Origin of the sequence: Microcoleus sp. Pol1C5 (genome assembly GCF_036701115.1) — a bacterium.
GTDB lineage: Bacteria > Cyanobacteriota > Cyanobacteriia > Cyanobacteriales > Microcoleaceae > Microcoleus.
In genome coordinates, this window is sequence record NZ_JAUBQE010000017.1 from 48,666 (window position 1) to 70,074 (window position 21,409).

Sequence of the window (21,409 nt, forward strand, 5' to 3'; positions counted from 1 at the left end):
TAACACCCGATCGAGCTACGGTAAAATCTAAAACTCATCTACATTATTAATCGCCATGTCAGCCGATCGCAAACTCTACGAAGGCAAAGCCAAAATCCTCTACTCCACCGAAGACAGCGAAATTTTGCTGACACACTTCAAAGACGACGCCACAGCCTTTAACGCCCAGAAACGCGGCAGCATCGTCGGCAAAGGCGAAATCAACTGCGCCATATCCGCCCACCTGTTTCGGATGCTAGAAGCCAAAGGCATTCCCACCCACTTCATCGACACGCCGGCCCCCAACCAAATGCGAGTCTGTCGCGTCCAAATCTTGCCCTTGGAAGTCGTAGTCAGAAACATTGCCGCCGGCAGTCTTTGCAAGCAAACCGGACTCGTCCTCGGCACAATTGTCAATCCGCCGCTGGTGGAGTTTTATTACAAAAACGACGATTTGGGAGACCCACTGCTGACCCGCGACAGGCTGCTGCTAATGCAGCTAGCCACCCCCGAACAAGTAGACCAACTAGAAATCGCCGCCCGCGAAATTAACGAAATACTAAAAGAATTTTTCACCGAGTGCGGCATTACCCTAGTAGACTTCAAACTAGAATTCGGTATCGACCAACATCAAAATCTGATCCTCGCCGACGAAATCAGTCCCGACACCTGCCGCCTCTGGGACAACGCAGAAGCCGACCCCGACGCCCGTGTGATGGACAAAGACCGATTCCGCCGCGACTTAGGATCGGTAGAAACCGCTTACCAGCAAGTTCTCCAACGGGTTCTCGCTCAGAAAGTCTAGAGGCCTTGGTAATGCGCTAGAATTGCACAGTTTGTCACCCTTGTGCCTTTGATGTCAGCAATCAGCGGTCAACAGTCATCAATTAGCGGTCAGCGCGAAATTCAACCGACTTAATAACTAATGACTATGACTAATGAATAATGACTAATGACTAATGTGGTGTGTGGATTGCCCAAAAAAGTGAACAAAAATGCGTTTATCTGCTGTATTGGTGGCAGTTTTTACTGCCTCAGCAACATTCGGGTTATCAAATTCTGCAAGCGGCCAAACATCCTACTCTGAATCAGCAGAGGAAGCTTTGGCTGCCGTTCCGCCCGCCCCGTCGATCGAATTACCCGATCGCCCCATTCCAGAATTAACCCAAAACCCTCCTCAAAACCGCAAAGCCGCTAAAACCGGCAAAGGGGAAGCCCTAAAAATAGCTGCGGCCCCTGCCAGGGGAGAAGGCGACAGCGAACCCCCAAGGCTAGTCACAGACCCGCCCTCTCCGGTTTCTCCTCCGATCCTTGAACTAAAACCCGATCTAGCATCCAACCCCTCCCCCACCTCTAGCAGCCAAAACGCCCTGCCAGACGCGCAACAGGACAGCTCGCTCCCCCCATCGGAAGCGGCTGTAACGCCCGCCTGGATCGCAGCAGAGCTAGCGAAACCAGAGGAATCCGGGACGATCGCTCAAAACGCCCAAGTTACCCCCAGACCGGCCCCGACCCGACCGCCGGCTAACACCGTTCCCCCATTGCCCCCTGGCCCAGCACCGCAGCCCAGACAAACCCCCGCACCCGCCGGGGCGGCAGAACCGCAAGTGCTAGTTGCAGAAGTTACAGTCACCGGGGCGACAGAAGACTTGGAAAGTGAAATTTACCGAGTCATCAGCACCCAACCAGGACGCACGACCAACCGTAGCCAACTGCAACAAGACATCAACGCCATTTTTGCCACAGGCTTTTTCAGAAACGTGCGGGCAGTACCGGAAGACACCCCGTTGGGCGTCCGGGTGACTTTTATTGTGCAGCCAAATCCGGTATTGCGGGGAGTGACAATCACCGGTCAGCAAGTGCTGCCCCAAAGCGTAATTGACGAAAGCTTCCGCGATCAATACGGCAAAATTCTCAACCTTCGTCGCTTTGAAGAGGGAGTGAAAAAAATTAATGCGTGGTATCAAGACAACGGCTATGTTTTGGGCCAAATCACGGATGCCCCGCAAGTAGCAGACGACGGCACTGTCACTCTGGTAGTGGCAGAAGGCCAGATCGAATCCGTTGATGTCCGCTTCCTGAACAAGGAGGGAGAGGCAACAGATGCCACGGGTCAGCCGATCGGAGGCAACACCCGTCAGTTTGTCATCACCCGCGAAGTAGAACTCAAGCCAGGAGACATCTTTAACCGCACCAAGGCGGAAAGGGATTTGAGACGGGTGTTTGGTTTGGGAATTTTTGAAGACGTGCGACTTGCCTTGGAACCGGGAACGACTGACCCCCGCAAGGCAAGGGTAATTGTCAACGTCATTGAGAAAAATACCGGTTCTCTGGCGGCGGGTGCCGGTTTGAGTTCGGCGACGGGTTTGTTCGGTACGCTGAGTTACCAGCAGCAAAACTTGAGAGGTAGGAACCAGAAATTGGGGGCTGAAGTACAAATCGGGGAACGCCAAACGCTGTTTGACCTGAGTTTTACCGACCCCTGGATTGCGGGCGACCCTTACCGGACTTCTTATACGATTAATGCGTTTAGAAGACGATCGATCAGCGTGATTTTTGACGGTGGCGAACGGGAAGTCAGATTGCCCAACGACGATCGACCTCGCGTCGTCCGCACCGGCGCAGGCATCAATTTCACCCGTCCCCTGTCGCGCAATCCTTTTGTCGATGCTGAGTGGACAGCTTCAGTTGGCTTGCAGTACCAACGAGTCTCAATTACCGATCGCAAAGGCAGGCGCGAGTCCGAGGACGAACTCGGCAACCTCTTAAGTTTTAGCGATTCCGGCTCCGACGACTTGACAACATTGCAAGCAGGTGTTGTGCGCGATCGACGCAACGATCCCCTCCGCCCCACTAGCGGTTCCCTGCTCAGGTTTGGGATGGAACAATCGATTCCTGTAGGTTCCGGCAGCATCCTGTTAAACCGCCTGCGGGCCAGCTACAGCTTGTACCTACCAGTCAGGTACACTAACTTTACCCCCGGCCCTCAAACCCTGGCATTCAGTTTTAGAGGCGGCACCGTCTTCGGAGATTTGCCTCCCTACGAAGCCTTTGCCTTGGGCGGCGCGAACTCGGTGCGCGGATACGACGAAGGCGACATGGGAGCAGGTCGCAGCTTCCTAGAAGCCAGCGTTGAGTACCGTTTCCCGATTATTTCGTTTATCGGCGGAGCGCTATTTTTGGATGCTGGCACCGACTTGGGTACGGGCGAAGAGGTCCCGGGCGACCCTGCCGGTATCCGCGGAAAGCCGGGTAGCGGTTACGGTTACGGCCTCGGCGTGCGGATTCAATCTCCTTTAGGACCGATCCGGATCGATTACGGTATCAACGACACTGGCGACAATCGAATTCACTTTGGGATTGGTGAGCGATTCTAAGTTGGCAGTTGGCAGTTGGCAGTTGACAGTTGACAGTTGGCAGTTGACTGTTAACTACTAACTGTTAACTACTAACTAATGACTAATGACTGACTAATGACTATTCAACGTACCTTAAAATCTGAATTTGAACTGTCGGGAATCGGTTTGCACAGTGGCGAACAAACTCGCGTCCGAGTTTTGCCTGCGGAGGTTGGGGAAGGTCGCTATTTTGTCAGAATAGACTTGCCCGGTGCTCCGATAATTCCTGCAAAAATTGAGGCGGTTTCTCAGACTGCACTTTCAACTGAACTGGCAGGTATCGATGCTCAAATTCGCACTGTAGAGCATCTCTTAGCAGCTTTGGCGGGGATGGGAGCGGATAATGCTCGAATTGAGGTTGATGCGGCGGAATTGCCGCTGCTGGACGGTTCGGCTCTGGTTTGGGTAGAGGCGATCGCCCATACCGGCTTAGTTCCTCAAGAATCGAAGCAAGACCCCACTTCCTCCTTCGTCTTACAACAGCCAATTTGGGTGCGCCACGGAGATGCTTTTGCAGCGGCTTTACCCTCAGCCGAAACTCGATTTAGTTACGGAATTGATTTTGAGGAACAGGCGATCGGCAATCAATGGTACAGTTGGTCGCCAGAGGCAGAAAGTTTTGCGACGGCGATCGCCCCAGCCCGCACTTTTGGACTTGCTCGCCAAGTTGACCAATTGCGACAAGCAGGTTTGATCAAAGGTGGTACCCTAGAAAACGCCCTAGTTTGCGATCGATCCGGCTGGCTCAACCCGCCCTTGAGATTTGCCAACGAACCGGTGCGCCATAAAATCCTAGACTTAGCAGGCGACCTCAGTCTGCTCGGAACTTGGCCAAAAGCTCACTACTTGGCTTACAAAGCCAGTCACAACCTGCACGTCCAACTCGCCCAAGCCCTGAAATCGCAAGCTCTAGCTACGCTAGATAAAAGTTAGGAAAAAACACGCGATCTGTTAAGATTGCATATTCCTTCTGCCATACCACACTCAAAAGTCTTCAAGCAATGTCCACGCTGACTGAAGTTAACACCCTCAATACTGCTAATTCTGAATCCGTCCCCACTGAAAAAGGTGAGGAGTCTCCAGCGGTTAAATCTACTTTTACTCTCGAAGAAATTCAGAAATTATTGCCTCATCGCTATCCTTTTGCACTGGTTGACAAGATTGTTGATTACGTGCCGTCCCAGAAGGCTATAGGAATTAAAAATGTGACTTTCAACGAACCACATTTTCAAGGGCATTTTCCCGGACGGCCAATTATGCCTGGGGTATTAATTGTTGAAGCTATGGCTCAAGTTGGCGGTATTGTTCTCGCTCAGTTGCCCGACATCAAGCAAGGATTGTGGATGTTTACCGGAATCGATCAAGTCAAGTTCCGTCGTCAGGTTGTACCGGGCGATCAGTTGCTGATGACTGTAGAATTGCTGTGGGTAAAACGCCGCCGCTTCGCAAAAATGCAGGCTCTGGGTGAAGTAGACGGACAAAAAGTTTGTGAAGGAGAATTGACGTTTTCGATGGTAGATTAAATTTGAAATTAGTGAGGGCTTGGGGGTAGTTTTAAGTTATGAGTTTTCAATTTAAATTGAAACCGCGAAGCCTTCCTCGGAAGGAAATAATCTTAAAATTAAAAAAATTCCTTCTTCGTTCTTCCTTCTTCTCTCTTCCTTCTTGCTTCAATATCCATCCGTTAAATCAGTTTAATCCCTTACACTGCGCGTTGCCAAACTTCCTTCCCACTTACCAGCAAAACAACTGACAAATGCTTACTTTGATTCACCCAACTGCTGTGATTCATCCCGGTGCTGAACTTCACCCGACTGTAGAAGTGGGAGCTTATGCTGTAATTGGGGAAAGAGTGAAAATCGGGCCTGATACTAAGATTGGTGCCCATGCAATTATCGACGGGCTAACCGAAATAGGCGCTCGCAATCAAATTTTCCCCGGTGCGGCGATTGGTTTGGAACCTCAAGATTTGAAATACGAGGGTTCTCCGACTAGGGTGAAAATTGGCGACAGCAATCAAATTCGGGAATATGTGACAATTAACCGCGCTACTGGAGCCGGGGAAAGCACGACTATTGGCAATCATAATCTATTGATGGCTTATGTTCATGTGGGACACAATTGCGCGATCGCCGATCGAGTAATTATCGCCAATGCTGTAGCCTTAGCCGGACACGTGAAAATCGAGTCTCAAGCCCGCTTGAGCGGTGTTTTGGGCGTTCACCAGTTTGTCCACATCGGTCGCTTGTCTATGGTGGGCGGCTTGAGCAGGATCGATCGAGACGTACCTCCTTATATGCTAGTCGAGGGGAATCCTTCGAGAGTGCGAGCAATCAACAAAGTCGGTCTCCAACGCGCTGGTTTGACAGAAGAAGATTTGCTAGTTTTGAAGAAAACTTTTCGTATTCTATACCATTCTGGTTACACTCTAAATCAAGCTTTTGAACAGTTGGATTTGTTACCAGAAAACGCCCACTTGCAGCACCTGCGGAGATTTGTGCAGCAGTCTATAACCAAAGGGCGGCGCGGTTTGATTCCTGGCAAAAAGTGAATGATGTAGAATAAACCTAGGAACTAAGCGACTGTTGCCCAATGAATGTTTATACTTCAGTCCAATCTACGTCCCCTGAAACAGAACAAGAGGGCTGCATCAGGTTCTTAGATGTGAGTTGGGAGCAATTTGAAGCGATAGAAGCAGCTTTTAAAGATGTCAGAGGTGTGAAATTTTTCTATCTCGATCAAAAACTGCAAATTATGACTGTCTCGCCCGAACACGAAATAATCAAGAAAACTCTCTGTATGCTGCTAGAGGCATATATGAGAGCAAATGGGATTCGATTTTACGGCAAGGGCGGGCCGACTCTCGGTAACAGAGAATTAGGCGGTAGAAAAGAGCCGGGTGATTCCTATGACATAGGAACCCCAAAAATAGTCCCAGATATTGCTATTGAAGTGGTAATTACCAGTGGCGAGATAAATAGTTTAGAATTTTACACAAGATTGGGCGTTAGGGAAGTCTGGTTTTGGCAAAATAGTCAGTTATCTCTCTATTACTTAACAGGTGAAAATTATGAGGAGATTGGCCAGAGTACATTCCTTCCCGGTGTGGACTTAGAATTACTGCTACGCTGTGCTAATATGCCGGATCAATATGATGCTGTTACCGAGTTATTAGCAAACATCTTACCTGTATAAAGTGAGAATATGAAAATTTTTATCAGCACTGGTGAGGTTTCTGGGGATTTGCAAGGAGCTTTGTTAATTGCAGCCTTAAAACGTCACGCTGTCGCCGCTGGTTTAGAGTTAGAAATAACAGGATTGGGCGGGCCTCGTATGGCAGAAGCTGGGGCTACTATCTTAGGCGATACTGTGGGCATTGGTTCTATGGGCATTATAGAATCTGTACCCTATATTTTGCCGACGATCAAAGTTCAGGAAAAAGCTAAACAATATCTCAAAAAATTCCGCCCCGATGCGGTTGTATTGATTGATTATTTGACTCCCAATCTCGGCATTGGCAGCTACATCCGTCGCTGTTTGCCGGATTTGCCGGTGATTTGGTACATTGCACCTCAAGAATGGGTTTGGTCGATTTCTCCTCGCAATACTGATTTGATTGTCAATATTTGCGACCACCTTTTGGCAATTTTTCCTGAAGAAGCTTGTTATTATCAAAAAAAAGGAGCCCAAGTGAGTTGGGTTGGTCATCCTTTGGTGGATAGAATGCAATCTGCGCCCAGCCGGGAAGTTGCCCGCAAAACTTTGGGAATTGGGCCGGAACAGGTGTCGATCGCCCTAATTCCCGCTTCTAGACACCAAGAACTCAAGTACCTGATGCCGGTTATATTTGAGGCAGCTCAAACTATTCAAGCTAAATTGCCGGAAGTTGATTTTTTGATTCCGCTTGCTAACAAAGCTTTCCGCAGCAAAATCGAAAAAGCGATCGAGAATTACGGTTTGCGGGCTACTTTGTTAGAAAATCAAACTCTGGAAATCTTGGCGGCTGCCGATCTGGCGATCGCTAAATCTGGTACTGTTAATTTGGAGTTGGCTTTGCTGGATGTTCCGCAAGTTGTCATCTATCGCGTCAGTCCGATTACCGCGATTATTGCTCGCCACGTGCTGAAATTTTCGATTCCTTTTATGTCTCCGCCCAATTTGGTGCAAATGAAGCCGATCGTCCCGGAGTTGCTGCAAGACGACGCTACTGCGGAAAATATAGTGAATCACGCACTGGAATTGCTGCAAAATGCCGATCGACGCCAGCAAACTTTGGCAGGTTATCAGGAAATGCGCGAAAGTCTCGGAGAGGTGGGCGTGTGCGATCGGGCCGCTGCGGAAATAATGAAAAATGTCAACTTAAATACAGCTTCTTAAAGCAATTTTGGTATTGAAAGGTTATGTATAAACCCGGTTTCTTTGTAGATGACTTCTTGACAAACCCAAGATTTATTACCAAAAACCAGGTTAATTTTTTTAATTTCTATTAAAGCAACTTTGTTATTGAAATGTTATGCCAAGCAATCGGAAAAAGCGACCGATCGCTGTTGATTTATTTGCAGGCGCGGGCGGCATGACCCTGGGCTTTGAACAAGCAGGTTTTGATGTACTTGCATCAGTCGAAATTGACCCTATTCACTGCGCCACACACGAGTTTAATTTCCCGCTGTGTTCTATTCTGTGCAAAGATGTCACACAGCTTACGGGTTCAGAAATTCGGAAAAAATCGGCGATCGGGCGGCGCGAGATAGACGTAGTAATCAGCGGTTCGCCCTGTCAAGGATTCTCCATGATGGGCAAGCGCGAGGTGGACGACCCACGAAATTCTCTAATTTTTCACTTTAAACGCTTAGTTTTGGAGCTAAAACCCAAGTTTTTCGTAATGGAAAATGTGCCGGGAATTGCATCAGGAGAACACAAAGAACTCTTGAATATTTTAATTAGCTCTTTTCTGGAAGCAGGCTATCAAGTAGAAGAAAACTATCAAGTTCTCAACGCGGTTCACTACGGAGTGCCACAAGCTCGCAAACGCTTGTTTCTGATTGGGTGCAAAGCAGGTTATGAGCTACCCAAATACCCTCAGCAAACTACGATACTGCCAAAAATTAAAATTCCTAAACGCTATAAAAAAGTTAATTTACCTGCTGTCCCGACAGTTTGGGATGCGATTGGAGATTTGCCGGAAGTGGAAAAGTACAGCGAGTTGCTGCACCGAGATTGGGTAATCGCGGAGTACGGAAAGTGCAGCGCTTATGCGAGTATAATGCGCGGGATTGATGGTTTGGAGGATGATTATTCCTACGATCGCGAGTACGATCGACAAATTCTCTCTTGTAGTTTGCGAACTCAACACTCTCTCGAATGTATGGAAAGGTTTCATGCTGCTAAACACGGCGAAAAAGAGCCGATCAGCCGTTTTTATAAGCTTCATCCCCAGGGAGTTTGCAACACTCTCAGGGCTGGAACCGACAGGGCTAGGGGGGCTTATACTTCGCCGAGACCGATTCACCCGATCGCGCCTCGGTGCATTACTGTCAGAGAAGCTGCGCGACTCCATTCCTATCCTGACTGGTTTAGATTTCACGTTACAAAATGGCACGGTTTTCGCCAAGTCGGAAATTCTGTACCGCCGCTATTGGCGAAAGCTGTCGCAGCGCAGATTATTAGGGCTTTGGGCGTGACAGCAATTAAGCCGAGTCTCAAGCTGACATGGGGAGATGATTCGTTGCTTAAGCTGAATTGGTCGGAAGCAGAACAATATTATCTAAAAAGTTAAGAGTTAGATTTAATTATCTCTAACGGGGAATTAGTAATTGGAAATTGGAAATTGGAAATTAGTAATTGCTAATTGGTAAACAAGTAGTGATTTTTGCCTTTCATTTCCTTCTACAGACCGGGTTAGATCAAATCGCATAACTACTTATAGCAATCCTCGCATCATTTGTGAATTTCTTACTCCCCAGCGAGCGGGTTCGGGGAGGGTTTGGGTGGGGTAAAAAATTTACGACTCATGCAAGGATTCCTATATGCAGGACTACCCTTAATTAAGCGCGGGCTACCGTCCCCTGTATCGGTGGACACAGTTCGATGACGTGCAAGAGATGTCCCGCGTAGTTAAACAAACCGAGAATGTATTCCGGCGCGCTGTGCAGTTTTTTTTAAGGTGACAGTGGGGGAACTGCTTCGACTACGCCTCTGCTATCCAAGGCCCAGCGATCGTCCTATACATCAAATAGCAACATCAACATCTAGATACCATTTAAGATTTTAGATTGTAAAAGTCTCCCGATAAAACATTTTGATAAATTTCGCTGAGTTTTGCAACAATTACGAGTCTTTTGGAATTCTAGAGCTATCTTGGAAAAAGTGTATTTTCAGGAGACTCAACTAATATGGGTTGGTTTAAAAGACTGTTCGGACTCGAAAAGCCTGAAGCCCCGGCTGAACCGATGGCACAAGTAGTACAGCAAGCAGCACAAGCGCAATCCATCGATCCTGCTAAAGTCGGCCCTGAGGGAGTTTTTGACGAAAGCGGCTTGGCGAAGCGGGTTGCTTTAGCTTTTGACGCCGATCCAGAAGTTGCTGATATCGATACTGTTTGGGTTGCTCAGCTCAGCAGCACAGTTGTTCTCAAAGGTCAAGTTGCCAGTCAGGAAATTCTCGACAAGTTGGTAGCGATCGCCTCTGCTGAAGAAGGTGCAACAAACGTGCAAACCGATCAGGTGACAGTCGGGTAGTGCTTCGGAACCGAAGCAGTTTCGCTCCGGGCGCGGCTCGAATTAGTCAAAAGCTCGATTAAACCCGCTGCGGCGGGTTTTTTCTTGCCCTCTGCCCCTCAAAATATTAATTTTTGTAAATTTAACGAATTCATATTAAAAAACAGTATAATTGAATACAGAAACTAAAAAAGTTTTAGCCAAAAAAACCCAAGCTAGTCTGACTGCCCTTTTTATCTCCATACATATAAGGATCAAAAAATATGAAACTCACTTATCGCGGCGCACACTATGAGTACGACATTCCGACTGTCGATATGATCGAAGGCGAAGTCGCGGGCAAATATCGGGGCCAAAACTGGAACTATCGCTATCCGAGACACATTCCCGCCCCAAATAAATACGGCGGTACAAACTATACTACAAAGCGAGATTCTCAAGCTGGCGATCGGGATAGCGCAGCAGTTCGCACCCCAGGGGCGGTTGAATCTTACCCAACAGTTGTGGAAGTGGCGCAAGTCCACCAAGCGAATATTTGCAATATTCTCGATCGTAGAAAGCAAGCAGCCAAAGCCAATGGCGATGAAAGACTGCTGCGCTTGCTAGAAATTGAGTCGAGACAGATGGTTTGTTAGAGAAAAAGCTTCAGAAAACACAGCGTTTGTCAAGAGGGGGGGAATCAACAGCGGCTTGATTTCCCCCCTCTTCCCATAAAGCACTTTCCAGGCAGAAGTACAAATAAACAAGTTTCTGTCAACCCTTGACACAAACCACCTGCTTCAAAGTCGCCACAACTTCCACCAAATCCGACTGCTGACTCATCACCTCATCAATCGGCTTGTAAGCCCCCGGAATTTCATCTAAAAATTGCTCATCTTTCCGGCACTCAACCCCCTCAGTCTGCCGCACAAAATCATCGAGAGTAAATACATTTTTCGCTTGATTGCGAGACATCAAGCGCCCCGCGCCGTGACTGCAACTACAGTAACTCTCAGCATTTCCCTTCCCTTTAACAATGAAAGATTTCGCCCCCATTGAACCCGGAATAATCCCGTAATCCTCTACATCCGCGCGCACCGCACCCTTGCGAGTCACATACACATCTTCCCCAAAATGCACCTCTTTTTCCGCGTAATTGTGGTGGCAATTCACCTCTAATAAAGGCTTAACAGATTTGCCGCCCGCGACGTGCTTTTCCACAATTCGCTTAAACCGATTCATCATTACATCGCGATTAAAGCGAGCATAATCTTGCGCCCACTGCAAATCGTGCCAGTAAGCCGAAAATTCCCGCGTGCCCGCTACAAAATAAGCCAAATCTTTGTCAGCCAGATTAATTTCTGCCAGTTTAGCTAAATCTTTAGCAGTCTCGATGTGCTGCTGTGCGAGCAAGTTTCCAATGCCGCGAGAACCGGAATGCAGCATCAGCCAAACAAAGTTTTCAGTATCAACGCAAACCTCAATAAAATGATTGCCGCCACCGAGGGAACCCATTTGTTTTAAGGCTTTATTGTTTTGGTGCTGCACGCCTTGATGAAGTTGCTTAAACTCGCCCCATCCCTGCCAGTTGGTGACAGTTTTTTCTACTTCCTTGTTTTCCGCGAATCCCACGGGAATTGCGGCTTCGATATCGAGGCGAATTTGTTTGAGTTTGCCTTCTAATTTGTTAGCGGTGAAAGGCATTTTAATAGCAGCCATCCCGCAGCCAATATCAACGCCCACAGCAGCCGGAATAATTGCTTCTTTTGTGGCAATTACTGAACCGACTAAAGCACCTTTTCCTAAATGTACGTCGGGCATTAGTGCGACGTGTTTGAATACAAAGGGCAAAGATGCTACGTTAGCGGTCATCTTGGTTTCTTTTTCGCCCAGGGCGTGATTTGCCCAAGATAATACTGGTTTTGGGGCTGATATGTCTAATTTTTCGTAGGGCATTTTTGTTTAAGTTGGTTTTGCCAGTTTTTATGTAGTATTATTGTAACACATACACTTTCCGATGTCAAAAACACTAATTCTTGTAGGGTGCGTCAGTCGGGAATTTCTTTTGGGAGTCATAGAATGTTTACTGACGCACCTTACCCACTAATTGTTGTGGCGTCAACTTCACATCAAATGCAGTAGCGGTATTGTTTGTAAGTCCGACAGTCAGACAGGGAATGAATTCCCTGTCTCACAGCTAAAGTCCTCTGAAAGAAGACTAAAATCGATCGCACTTCCAGTCAAAATCTAGAGTCGGTTTTAACCGACTTTCGCTTTGAGGCAGGGGTTTAAACCCCTGCCGGATTGCGTCGAAGTGCGTAAAAAGCTGACACTACATTTTATAAATTCGGAGTCTTTCTCGCCGTCTTCTGCACGGGAATAGCAACCGCCTGCGGTTTCTTCTTCGCTGCAAACATCCCGAAGAAGTCGTGCAGCAAAATGTAAAAACACGGAATAATAAACAGCGTCAGCAGCGTCGCTAGCGATAAACCGGAAAACACCACCACACCCAGCGGTTGCAAGAATTCCGAACCCTCTCCAATGCCCAAAGCTAGGGGAAATAAACCCAAAACTGTAGTAATAGTTGTCATCAAAATCGGTCGCAAGCGCTGAGGTGCCGCCCTGAGAATTGCCGTTGTGCGATCGACCCCTTCCTCTTCCCGAATTTGGTTCGCCAACTCGATCATAATAATGCCGTTATTCACGATAATTCCCACGAGCAAAATTGCACCGATCATCACCGTCGCACCGATCGCAGTTTTGGTCACATAAAGCCCGAATACTCCCGCCGCCAACGCCAGCGGCACTGTCAGCAAAATCACCAGCGGATCGACCAGAGAATTGTACTGCACCGCCATCGCTACAAACACTAGAAAAGTCGCCAATCCCCCCAAAAGCTTGAGAGAAGTTTGCAATTGTTCATTAGTTTCAGCAGCCGAACTCGGCAGAATTCTTACTCCTGGCGGCAACTTAAGTTCTGATAAAACTGCATCGACTTGCTGGACAGCATCGCCCAGACTTGCACCCTTATTCAAGTTTCCGACAACTAAGAAGACTTGCCGCTGATTGAGGCGCTGAATTTCTGCTGGCGCTTTGCCGATCGCAATATTGGCTACGTCGCTTAAACGGATGATGGTATTATTGCCGCCAGATAAGGGAATTTGTCCGAGTTGGGAAGTATTTTTTACAGAATTGCGATCGAACTGCACCCGCACATCTATTAATCGGTTTCCCCGCTGCAATTGAGTGGGAACAGCACCTTCAATTGCTGTCTGAATTGTCTCCCCAATATCTTGGGCTGTCAGCCCGTACACAGCGGCCTTTTCCCAGTCTGGACGAATTTGTACCTCTGACTGCGGCGCGTCTGCCTCCGGCCGAAACCGGGCTAATTTTACCTTCTCATCTAATTCTTTTAATATCTGACGACCTGCTTCCTCCAATGATTCTTCAGTTTCCCCCTGAACCACGACATCAATTTCGCCACCCCGCACTGGAGAATTAGTTAAAACTAAACCCCTAATCGATTCTGGAACTAGCCGCAGACGAGTTCCTTTAGGAAGGTCAATTTTTTTCAATTCCTCAGTCATTCTTTCTGTAAAATCGGTGGTATTGGTACCAGATTTGAGCGTAATTGTGCTGCTTCCCCGGAGCAAATTTTCAACCGTATTGTTGCCGAACAGCAGCCCTCCCGCTGTCGTTAAAGTGTACTCTGTTTCTGGCTGTTCTAGTAGAATTTTATCGACAGCAGCAATCACTTTTTGATTTGTTTCCAAGTTAGTACCCGGAGGAAATGAAGCAAATAATCTGGCTTGGCTTGTATTAACTCTTGGCAAAATTTCTTGGGGAATTTGTCCCACCATCACCCAAGTGCCGCCACCTAAAATCACAAAAGCGAGGGCAATGATAATTAACCGCAAACCCAGCACTTTTGACAGCATTGAACCGTAGGCTCGCGTGCCGTTTTCAAAACCGCGGTTGAAATGTTTTATCGGCCCGAACTGACTGATACCGCTGGAATAAGACATTCCCATCAAGCGAGAAGTCAGCATCGGCACTACCGTTAAAGCTACTAGCAGAGACGCTGCTACTGCAAAGCTAATTGTCAAAATCAATTCGTTAAATAGCAGCGAAAAGAAGCCACCGATCAGCAAAAATGGCAGCACTGATACTAAGTTTGCCGCTGTAGAGGCAACCATTGCTGATTCTACTTCTTCACTCCGCTCTACCGACTCTTCTATCGTGCGTTCTTTTCGATCTTTGATTCTGCCTTTTTTCAGATGAGGGTTGCTGTCTAGACCGACTACAATATTTTCTAAAATAACTACGCTGGTATCGATCGCCTGACCGATTCCTAATGCTAAACCGCCTAAACTAAACAAGTTCAGCGACAAGCCGAATAGCCGCATTAAAATAATTGCTGCTAGAGTACACAGGGGAATAGTCAGAGAAATAATCAGCGTTTGTCTGAGAGAACCTAAAAAGAACAAAACTGCGACCGCAGCTAGCACTGCCCCAGAAACTCCTGCATTCGCCACATCGGCTAATGAATTGCGGATAAATCGGGATTCGTCTAAGGTAGTAACTACACTCATGTCCGCCGAAATCAAGCCGGACTCCTGCATTTCTTTGATGCGATTTTTCACTCCGTCTACAACAGTAATCGTGTTGGCGTCCGGCTGTTTCAAGATGCTAATTTTAACGGCAGGTTTTTGATTGAGAAAAACTTTGACTCGCTGTTCTTCCGTGCCGTCATTGACTTGGGCAAAATCGCGCAGGTAAACTCGTTTTGGCGGGTTGGAACCGGATACTTGAAAGGAAAGATTGGCAATTTCAGAGGCTGTTCTAAAGCGGCCGATGGTTCGCGTCAGCGGTTCGTTAGATTCTTGCCGCAGCCGACCGCCGGAAGTGTCTAAATTGCGATCGCGCAAAGCATTAAAAACGTCGTTAAGATTAACTCCTAGACTTTGCAGTCGGTTCAGGTCAATATTAACTTGAATTTCTTCTTGAACGCCGCCGGAAACGTCAACCGAAGCTACTCCTGGAATAACGTTAATTTCCCGGGCTAATTCGTCATCGGCAAATACCCGCAAATCTACCCCTTGTCGCGAGTCTGAAGTCAGGGCAAATTCGTAAACCGGCTGTTGAGAAGGGTCAAATTTAAACAGAGTGGGCGATTCAACTGTATCGGGAAGTCGGTTGCGAATTCGGTTGACGGAGGCTGTCGCGTCGTTGAGGGCTTGGTTGATGTCGCCCCCTGGTCTGAAAAATAAATCGACGCTGACTTGTCCTTCGCGGGTGCGGGAAAAAACTTGCGTGACTCCTTCTGTCGCTGAAAGTCCTTGTTCCAGGGGGCGGGTAATTTCGTCAACTGCAACTTCTGGCGAGACTCCGGGGGCGTCTAAGCGCACGCTGATGCGGGGATAGGTGATGGATGGCAGCAAGTCAACGGGCAGTTGGGTGATGTAGAAAATGCCCACGACTATAATCGCAAGTGTCAGCATGAGGGTGCCGATGTGGCGGCGAATCGCGGTCGCGCTAATGCTGAATCCGGGTTTGTCGGCTGTCATTTGATTTTAGATTTTAGATTTTAGATTAAACAATTGGAAAGTTTACACCGTCACTCAGCCTGCAAAGGAATGAATCGCGGGGCTAGTGACCAAATTGTTTTCGGTCAGGCTTGATTTTGTATAGGGAGTGAGAGAGTATTTACGCTCCGCACCTGACAAGTAGTATAATAAATTTTAATAAATTGTCAAAAATGTTTTTTATAATATTCCTTTAGAGGTAGTCTATCGCCCACAATACAGATTGGCAGAAATTGCGATCGGCTTTTTTATAGATCGAAAGCAATGGCGATTTACCGCTATCGTGGGGGTAGGTTGATTATATTGTTGGCCTTACCTACAGGTTGATTGTAAAACCCGCCACTCCATTCTTATTCGGTGTTGCGGATTTACGGTATGGAAGGCTAAATATGCCGGATCTTCCGTACTTCGTGTGTTCATTTATCTGAAATTAATAGCCTAAATTTTTACACAGCAAGGGTTTCCGGTCTTACTTTAGTTGATTTGGATCCATTTTTTCCTTCGATTCATACATAGCTTGAGTTTTAACTACTTCAACTAATGGTTGGGCACACTAAGTAAAGAAGAGCCAGCTTTACTAAAAAGTTCTTTCTGCTGATTTACTGCCATTCACCCTATTTCCTAAAAAAAACCCGGTTTCTTCCTGAAACCGGGTTTTTCACACTTAAACTGCGTGTTTTCGATACCACTCAATCGTATTTTTCAACCCTTCCTTAAACTTCACCTCCGCCACAAAACCAAACTTTTCCTTAGCCCTTTGGGTATCCAAACAGCGGCGCGGCTGACCGTTCGGTTTGTCCGTTTCCCAAACAATTTCTCCCTCAAATCCCATCAATTCGCCAATCGTTTCCACTAAATCGCGAATTTTAACTTCACTATTCGTTCCCAAATTAACCGGGTCAGATTCACTGTAATCTTGCGTTGCCATCACAATTCCCCGCGCGGCATCTGTGGAATACAAAAACTCGCGGCTAGGGCTGCCGTCGCCCCAAACGGGCAGTGTTTTGTCTCCCCTTTCTTGCGCTTCGTAAACTTTGCGAATTAATGCGGGGATGACGTGGGAACTTTTCGGGTCAAAGTTATCTTCCGGGCCGTACAGATTTACTGGTAGCAAGTAGATACCGTTGAATCCGTACTGCTGGCGGTAGGATTGCAGTTGCACTAATAAGGCTTTTTTTGCTACTCCGTAAGGTGCATTAGTTACCTCTGGATAGCCGTTCCACAGGTCGTCTTCTTTGAAAGGAACTGGGGTTAAATTGGGATAAGCGCAAATAGTGCCTACGCAGACAAATTTTTCGACTCCTGCTTCGTAGGCGGCGTGGATTAGTTGCGCGCCCATCATCAAATTATCGTAAAATAATTCAGCGGGTTTGACTAGGTTTAAGCCGATGCCGCCGACGTGGGCGGCGAGGTGAATGATAATATCTTGTTTTTCGGCGGCGCGCTTGCAGTTTTCCATGACGCGGAGGTCGCAGTCGCGCGATCGAGTTACCGAAATTTTATCAGCATCTGCCCCTGCTTTCACTAGCTGGTCGATTACCTGACGGCCCAAGAAACCGGCGCCGCCCGTGACTAGAATGCGTTTGCTGCTTAAATCCAAGCTTGTCATAATTTTAGCCTCGGGATTTTGAATAAAGGTCGATCGACAATTTCAATTCTAAAATTGTTGCTTTAGCAAAAAAAGCTTTCAGCTATAGGATGAGGTTGCCCACACATTTGTTTTAGCTGCAGTAGATAGGGACAATTTGCGCCGTGCATACCCGAAAGTTAGATATAGGGGTCGCGACTCCACAACTATCATTTTAATGTTTTTTTTAGCCCGCACAGCCGAAATTTTTGCGAGCAATTAAGCTGGTTCTTTGAATGCCGATCGCGCTAGGCTAATACCGTAACAACCCTCTCATCATTTGTGAAGTGTGTGCAGGCGCAGTCCTTTGGTGCACGCCTTTCGCCAAAGGGGTAGACACGGGGCCCTACCCCTACAAATTGTTTGCACTGACCGCTTGGTTTAGCGACTTAATCAAATCCGTTGCCCGAACCTCGACCTTGCTGGTCTAAAGCTTTCATGTCAGCATCTACCATTAAATGTACTAACTCCTGAAAAGTTACAGAAGGTTCCCAATTTAATTGCTGGCGCGCCTTAGTCGAATCGCCAATCAAAAGTTCGACTTCTGCAGGCCGCAAGTAGCGTTCGTCAAACTCTACATATTTTTGCCAATCTAAATTGACGTAAGTAAAAGCCAAATCGAGAAATTCCTTAATAGAATGGGTCTCGTTGGTAGCAATGACATAATCGTCAGGCTTGTCTTGTTGCAGCATCAGCCACATCGCCTGCACGTAGTCTTTAGCATAGCCCCAGTCCCGCTTAGAATCGAGATTGCCCAAGTAAATCTTTTTCTGCTTGCCGGCAACTATTCTGGCAACGGCGCGAGTAATTTTGCGAGTTACAAAAGTTTCGCCACGGCGGGGAGATTCGTGATTGAACAAGATGCCATTGCAGGCAAAAAGTCCGTAAGATTCGCGATAATTTATTGTTTGCCAGTGCCCGTAAACTTTGGCGCAGGCGTAAGGACTTCTGGGATAAAAAGGAGTTGTTTCCTTCTGGGGAACTTCCTGTACCAAACCAAACATTTCCGAAGAACCTGCTTGATAGAACCGCACTTCTATGCCGGTGCGGTGCTGATAGTCCCGAATTGCTTCTAGCAGCCGCAATACTCCCATCCCTACTGTGTCAACCGTATATTCCGGCGAGTCAAAACTGACTCGAACGTGAGATTGAGCGCCTAAGTTATAAATTTCTACCGGCTGAACTTCTTCCAATATCCGGCGGAGAGTGGTGCCGTCCGTCAAGTCGCCGTAGTGTAGAAACAGGCGTGCACCCTCGCTGTGAGGATCGACATAGATGTGGTCAATTCGATCGGTATTGAAACTAGAACTGCGCCGGATAATGCCGTGAACTTCATATCCTTTCTCTAACAGTAATTCGCTCAAGTAGGAGCCGTCTTGACCTGTAATACCTGTTATTAGCGCTCGCTTGCGTTGCGTCATCTGATTTTCCTGTGACAGGCTGTGTTAATTCACAATAAACTTTTTGGCAGAGGCTGTTGCTCCCTGCCGGCCGTATTCTCAAACTCTACATTAACTGCTTTATAAAACTTACTCAAACTTAACTTTAGTTACCTAAAGCCAGTTGAAGTTTACTTCCTACGCTGTTGGGTAGTGGGCTATCCCAAGATAAGTAGGCTATCCCCCTTAAGCCAAAGGTTATAGAGTTAAGTTTAGCACCTAAACCTAAAGTAGTCTATCTAGAAGAACTGATCTTTCTAGATGAAGAAGATGTAGGTTTATTTAAGTATTTGCCTCTTTAGTTAAGCTCACAATTCTTCGATCGGCACCCAGGAACTGTTTAGTTTTGACAAAGAGTTTGTCGCGGATTGTCAGTAGTCAGCATCAGTGGTCAGTAACAAATAAAACTAACTACCGATTGCTGACTGCGGACAAAAATTAATATGCGCCGTTATTTTTGGGAAAAATCACAACTCCAATTGTTTTGAAAACAATCCACATATCCATCCAAAGGTTTTTGTCATTTGCGTAATAGAGGTCGATTTGGACTCGGCGGGGATAGGGAATGTCGTTGCGACCGGACACTTGCCACAAGCCTGTAATTCCAGGCCTTATGGTGAGAATTTTGTTGATGTGACTACCGTATCTCGGCAGTTCTTCTTCAACTAAAGGTCTCGGTCCAACGACGCTCATATCTCCTTTTAAAACATTCCAAAACTGGGGAAACTCGTCTAAACTGGTCATTCGTAAAAATCTTCCAATCCAGGTAATTCGAGGGTCTTGTTTCAGCTTGAAATTGTCCTCAAACTCTTGACGCAAATGCGGAGAATTTTCCATGATTTCCAGCAATATATCGTCCGCATTTTCCACCATCGTTCTGAATTTAAGGCAATAAAACCTTTTACGGTTTTTGCCTACTCGTTCCTGTACGTAAAAAATAGGACCGGGCGAGCTTAAGGCGATTAAGAAAGCCAAAAGCAGGTAAACCGGAGCAAACAGGATCAGAACCGATAAGGAAAACAGGATGTCAAATAACCGCTTGAAAAGTTCTCCGTCGAGGCTCTGTAGAGAACGACTTATGCGTCTATCTCCTTGCAGGACAGACCCAAAACCGCGTCTTGCGATCGCTCGAATTACCTTGCCGGAGATTAGTTGGCTGTCGGCAGTCATCTTACTCCTTCACTTCACACCACACACAGTCCTGATCATAAAGCCTCAAGACGCTTTGTTCTCTCAATTATGTTTCCAATACTCAATTTTCTGCCTTCTGAAGGCTTCAAAAGGCAGAAGGAAGAAGGAAGAGGGCTTCTGGTGGCAGAAGGAAAAAGGCACAAGGCACTTATGCAGAGGTCTTCTGAAGGCACTTATACAAAGGCAGAAGGAAGATTGTCCCGCTATCGGGTTCTGGCACTCTCAAGCCCCAGACTCGGTAAAATCACGGGAGTGAAATTCCTGATAGCAGTGTTCCACAAAAGCTAGATAGCGCTGCCCAAAAACCTCGGGAGCAAACTGTTCAGCGCGCAACCTGCAGATTTCTGGCCGAAATTTGCCTTGCAACTGCTCAAATTCCTTGACAGCTTCGACTAATGCTGCTGCGGTTTGGGAGGAAAAAAATAAACCAGTCCCTGTGTCTGGGTGTTGGCGAATGTCGAGCACTGTCTCCAAAGCGCCCCCTGCTGCATAGGAAATTACTGGTGTTCCGCAAGCTTGAGCCTCTACCAAAGCTATGCCAAAATCTTCGCAAGCTGCATATACAAAGGCTTTTGCCTCTGCCATGTACTTTTCAACTATGGAGGCGGGCTGCCAGCCGAGCACTTGCACGTTAGGTTTGGCGATTTGCCGAATCATGTCTAATTCTGGCCCGGTGCCGATGACAAGTAGAGTATGCCCGAGTTGATTGAATGCTTCGACGATCGCACTTACGTTTTTGTAACTTACCAACCGACAAACTGTGACGTAAAAGTCTTGTTTTTGCCGCATCAAGGAAAATCGCTCGATATTTACCGGCGGATAAATCACCTCGGCCCGCCGCCGATAGCATCGCCAAATTCGGCGCGCAGTGTGTTGAGAGTTAGCGATGAAATAATCAACGCGATTGGCGGAAATTACGTCCCACTGCCGCAGTCGATGCAACAAATATCGCGTCAGCAGCCCCGGGATGCCCCGTCCGGCTTTGCTGCTACGCAAATAGTCAAAAGTTAAGTCCCAAGCGTAGCGCATGGGAGTGTGGCAGTAGCAGACGTGCAGTTGCTGGGGACTGGTAAGGATGCCTTTGGCGACAGCGTGGGATGATGAGAGGATGATGTCGTATTCTCGCAGATCTAGTTGTTCGATCGCGATCGGCAGAAATGGCAGATATTTTTGGACACCGCTGCGGGCTGCGGGAAAGTGTTGCAAAAATGTTGTGCCAATCTGTCGCCCGAAAAGATAGCTTTCGGGATTGGCCGATTCAAAGTCGATGAGGGCATAGACATCTGCCTCGTCTACGTGTTTGAGGATTTCCTGCACTACGAGTTCTGAACCGCCAGTAGCTAAGGGCGTCAACCATTCGTGAACTAGGGCGTATTTGAGTTTTTTCACTTGTATTTGTAGCCGATCAAACGATTTGTTAGCGCCAGTGCTGTCAATATTAGTCTTACTGAGGGATCAACTTACGCAATATCCAGCCATCAACCAGGTTTCTATC

General features: G+C 47.3%; 16 protein-coding genes. 10 read left to right on the forward strand and 6 right to left on the reverse strand.

The window, feature by feature from the left end:
• Positions 1-55: 55 nt before the first annotated feature.
• The 10 genes from purC (at position 56) to QUA23_RS11785 (ending at position 10,728) form a co-directional block, all read left to right on the forward strand.
• A complete protein-coding gene (purC, locus tag QUA23_RS11740; RefSeq protein WP_333076248.1) occupies positions 56-784 on the forward strand; it encodes a phosphoribosylaminoimidazolesuccinocarboxamide synthase in 729 nt (242 codons plus the stop codon).
• A gap of 190 nt (positions 785-974) precedes the next feature.
• A complete protein-coding gene (locus tag QUA23_RS11745) occupies positions 975-3,356 on the forward strand; it encodes a BamA/TamA family outer membrane protein (protein WP_333076247.1) in 2,382 nt (793 codons plus the stop codon).
• A 96-nt stretch (positions 3,357-3,452) separates the two neighbouring features.
• Positions 3,453-4,310, forward strand: coding sequence for a UDP-3-O-acyl-N-acetylglucosamine deacetylase (gene lpxC, locus QUA23_RS11750; protein ID WP_333076246.1), 858 nt, complete (start codon positions 3,453-3,455; stop codon positions 4,308-4,310).
• A gap of 68 nt (positions 4,311-4,378) precedes the next feature.
• Positions 4,379-4,900, forward strand: coding sequence for a 3-hydroxyacyl-ACP dehydratase FabZ (gene fabZ, locus QUA23_RS11755; RefSeq protein WP_333076245.1), 522 nt, complete (start codon positions 4,379-4,381; stop codon positions 4,898-4,900).
• A 233-nt stretch (positions 4,901-5,133) separates the two neighbouring features.
• A complete protein-coding gene (gene lpxA / locus QUA23_RS11760) occupies positions 5,134-5,928 on the forward strand; it encodes an acyl-ACP--UDP-N-acetylglucosamine O-acyltransferase (protein ID WP_333076244.1) in 795 nt (264 codons plus the stop codon).
• 41 nt (positions 5,929-5,969) lie between these two features.
• Positions 5,970-6,572: a Uma2 family endonuclease gene (locus QUA23_RS11765; RefSeq protein ID WP_333076243.1), complete on the forward strand. Its 603-nt coding sequence runs from the start codon at positions 5,970-5,972 to the stop codon at positions 6,570-6,572.
• 9 nt (positions 6,573-6,581) lie between these two features.
• A complete protein-coding gene (lpxB, locus tag QUA23_RS11770; protein WP_333076242.1) occupies positions 6,582-7,754 on the forward strand; it encodes a lipid-A-disaccharide synthase in 1,173 nt (390 codons plus the stop codon).
• Positions 7,755-7,890: 136 nt separating this feature from the next.
• The gene (locus QUA23_RS11775; RefSeq protein ID WP_333076241.1) at positions 7,891-9,153 is read left to right on the forward strand and encodes a DNA cytosine methyltransferase; all 1,263 of its coding nucleotides are present in this window, start codon (positions 7,891-7,893) and stop codon (positions 9,151-9,153) included.
• A gap of 616 nt (positions 9,154-9,769) precedes the next feature.
• On the forward strand, positions 9,770-10,114 hold the full coding sequence (locus tag QUA23_RS11780; protein ID WP_333076240.1) for a BON domain-containing protein: 345 nt from the start codon (positions 9,770-9,772) through the stop codon (positions 10,112-10,114).
• Between the two features lie 242 nt (positions 10,115-10,356).
• Positions 10,357-10,728 carry a DUF4278 domain-containing protein gene (locus QUA23_RS11785; RefSeq protein ID WP_333076239.1) on the forward strand — a complete coding sequence of 124 codons (372 nt, stop codon included), beginning with the start codon at positions 10,357-10,359 and terminating at the stop codon, positions 10,726-10,728.
• A gap of 118 nt (positions 10,729-10,846) precedes the next feature.
• Here the strand turns inward: QUA23_RS11785 and QUA23_RS11790 are convergent, their stop codons facing one another.
• The 6 genes from QUA23_RS11790 to QUA23_RS11815 all read right to left on the reverse strand — a co-directional run bounded on the left by QUA23_RS11790 (position 10,847) and on the right by QUA23_RS11815 (position 21,303).
• Positions 10,847-12,028 (reverse strand): RtcB family protein, encoded by a 1,182-nt coding sequence (locus QUA23_RS11790; protein WP_333076238.1) that lies wholly within the window; start codon positions 12,026-12,028, stop codon positions 10,847-10,849.
• A 383-nt stretch (positions 12,029-12,411) separates the two neighbouring features.
• Entirely contained in the window at positions 12,412-15,639 is a 3,228-nt protein-coding gene (locus tag QUA23_RS11795; RefSeq protein ID WP_333076237.1) for an efflux RND transporter permease subunit, read from the reverse strand.
• A gap of 682 nt (positions 15,640-16,321) precedes the next feature.
• A complete protein-coding gene (locus QUA23_RS11800; RefSeq protein WP_333076236.1) occupies positions 16,322-17,266 on the reverse strand; it encodes a GDP-L-fucose synthase in 945 nt (314 codons plus the stop codon).
• A gap of 407 nt (positions 17,267-17,673) precedes the next feature.
• Positions 17,674-18,705, reverse strand: coding sequence for a GDP-mannose 4,6-dehydratase (gene gmd, locus QUA23_RS11805; protein ID WP_333076235.1), 1,032 nt, complete (start codon positions 18,703-18,705; stop codon positions 17,674-17,676).
• 456 nt (positions 18,706-19,161) lie between these two features.
• Positions 19,162-19,893 carry a sugar transferase gene (locus QUA23_RS11810; protein WP_333076234.1) on the reverse strand — a complete coding sequence of 244 codons (732 nt, stop codon included), beginning with the start codon at positions 19,891-19,893 and terminating at the stop codon, positions 19,162-19,164.
• Positions 19,894-20,136: 243 nt separating this feature from the next.
• Complete coding sequence (locus QUA23_RS11815; protein ID WP_333076233.1) at positions 20,137-21,303, reverse strand: glycosyltransferase; 1,167 nt, start codon at positions 21,301-21,303, stop codon at positions 20,137-20,139.
• Positions 21,304-21,409 lie beyond the last annotated feature (106 nt).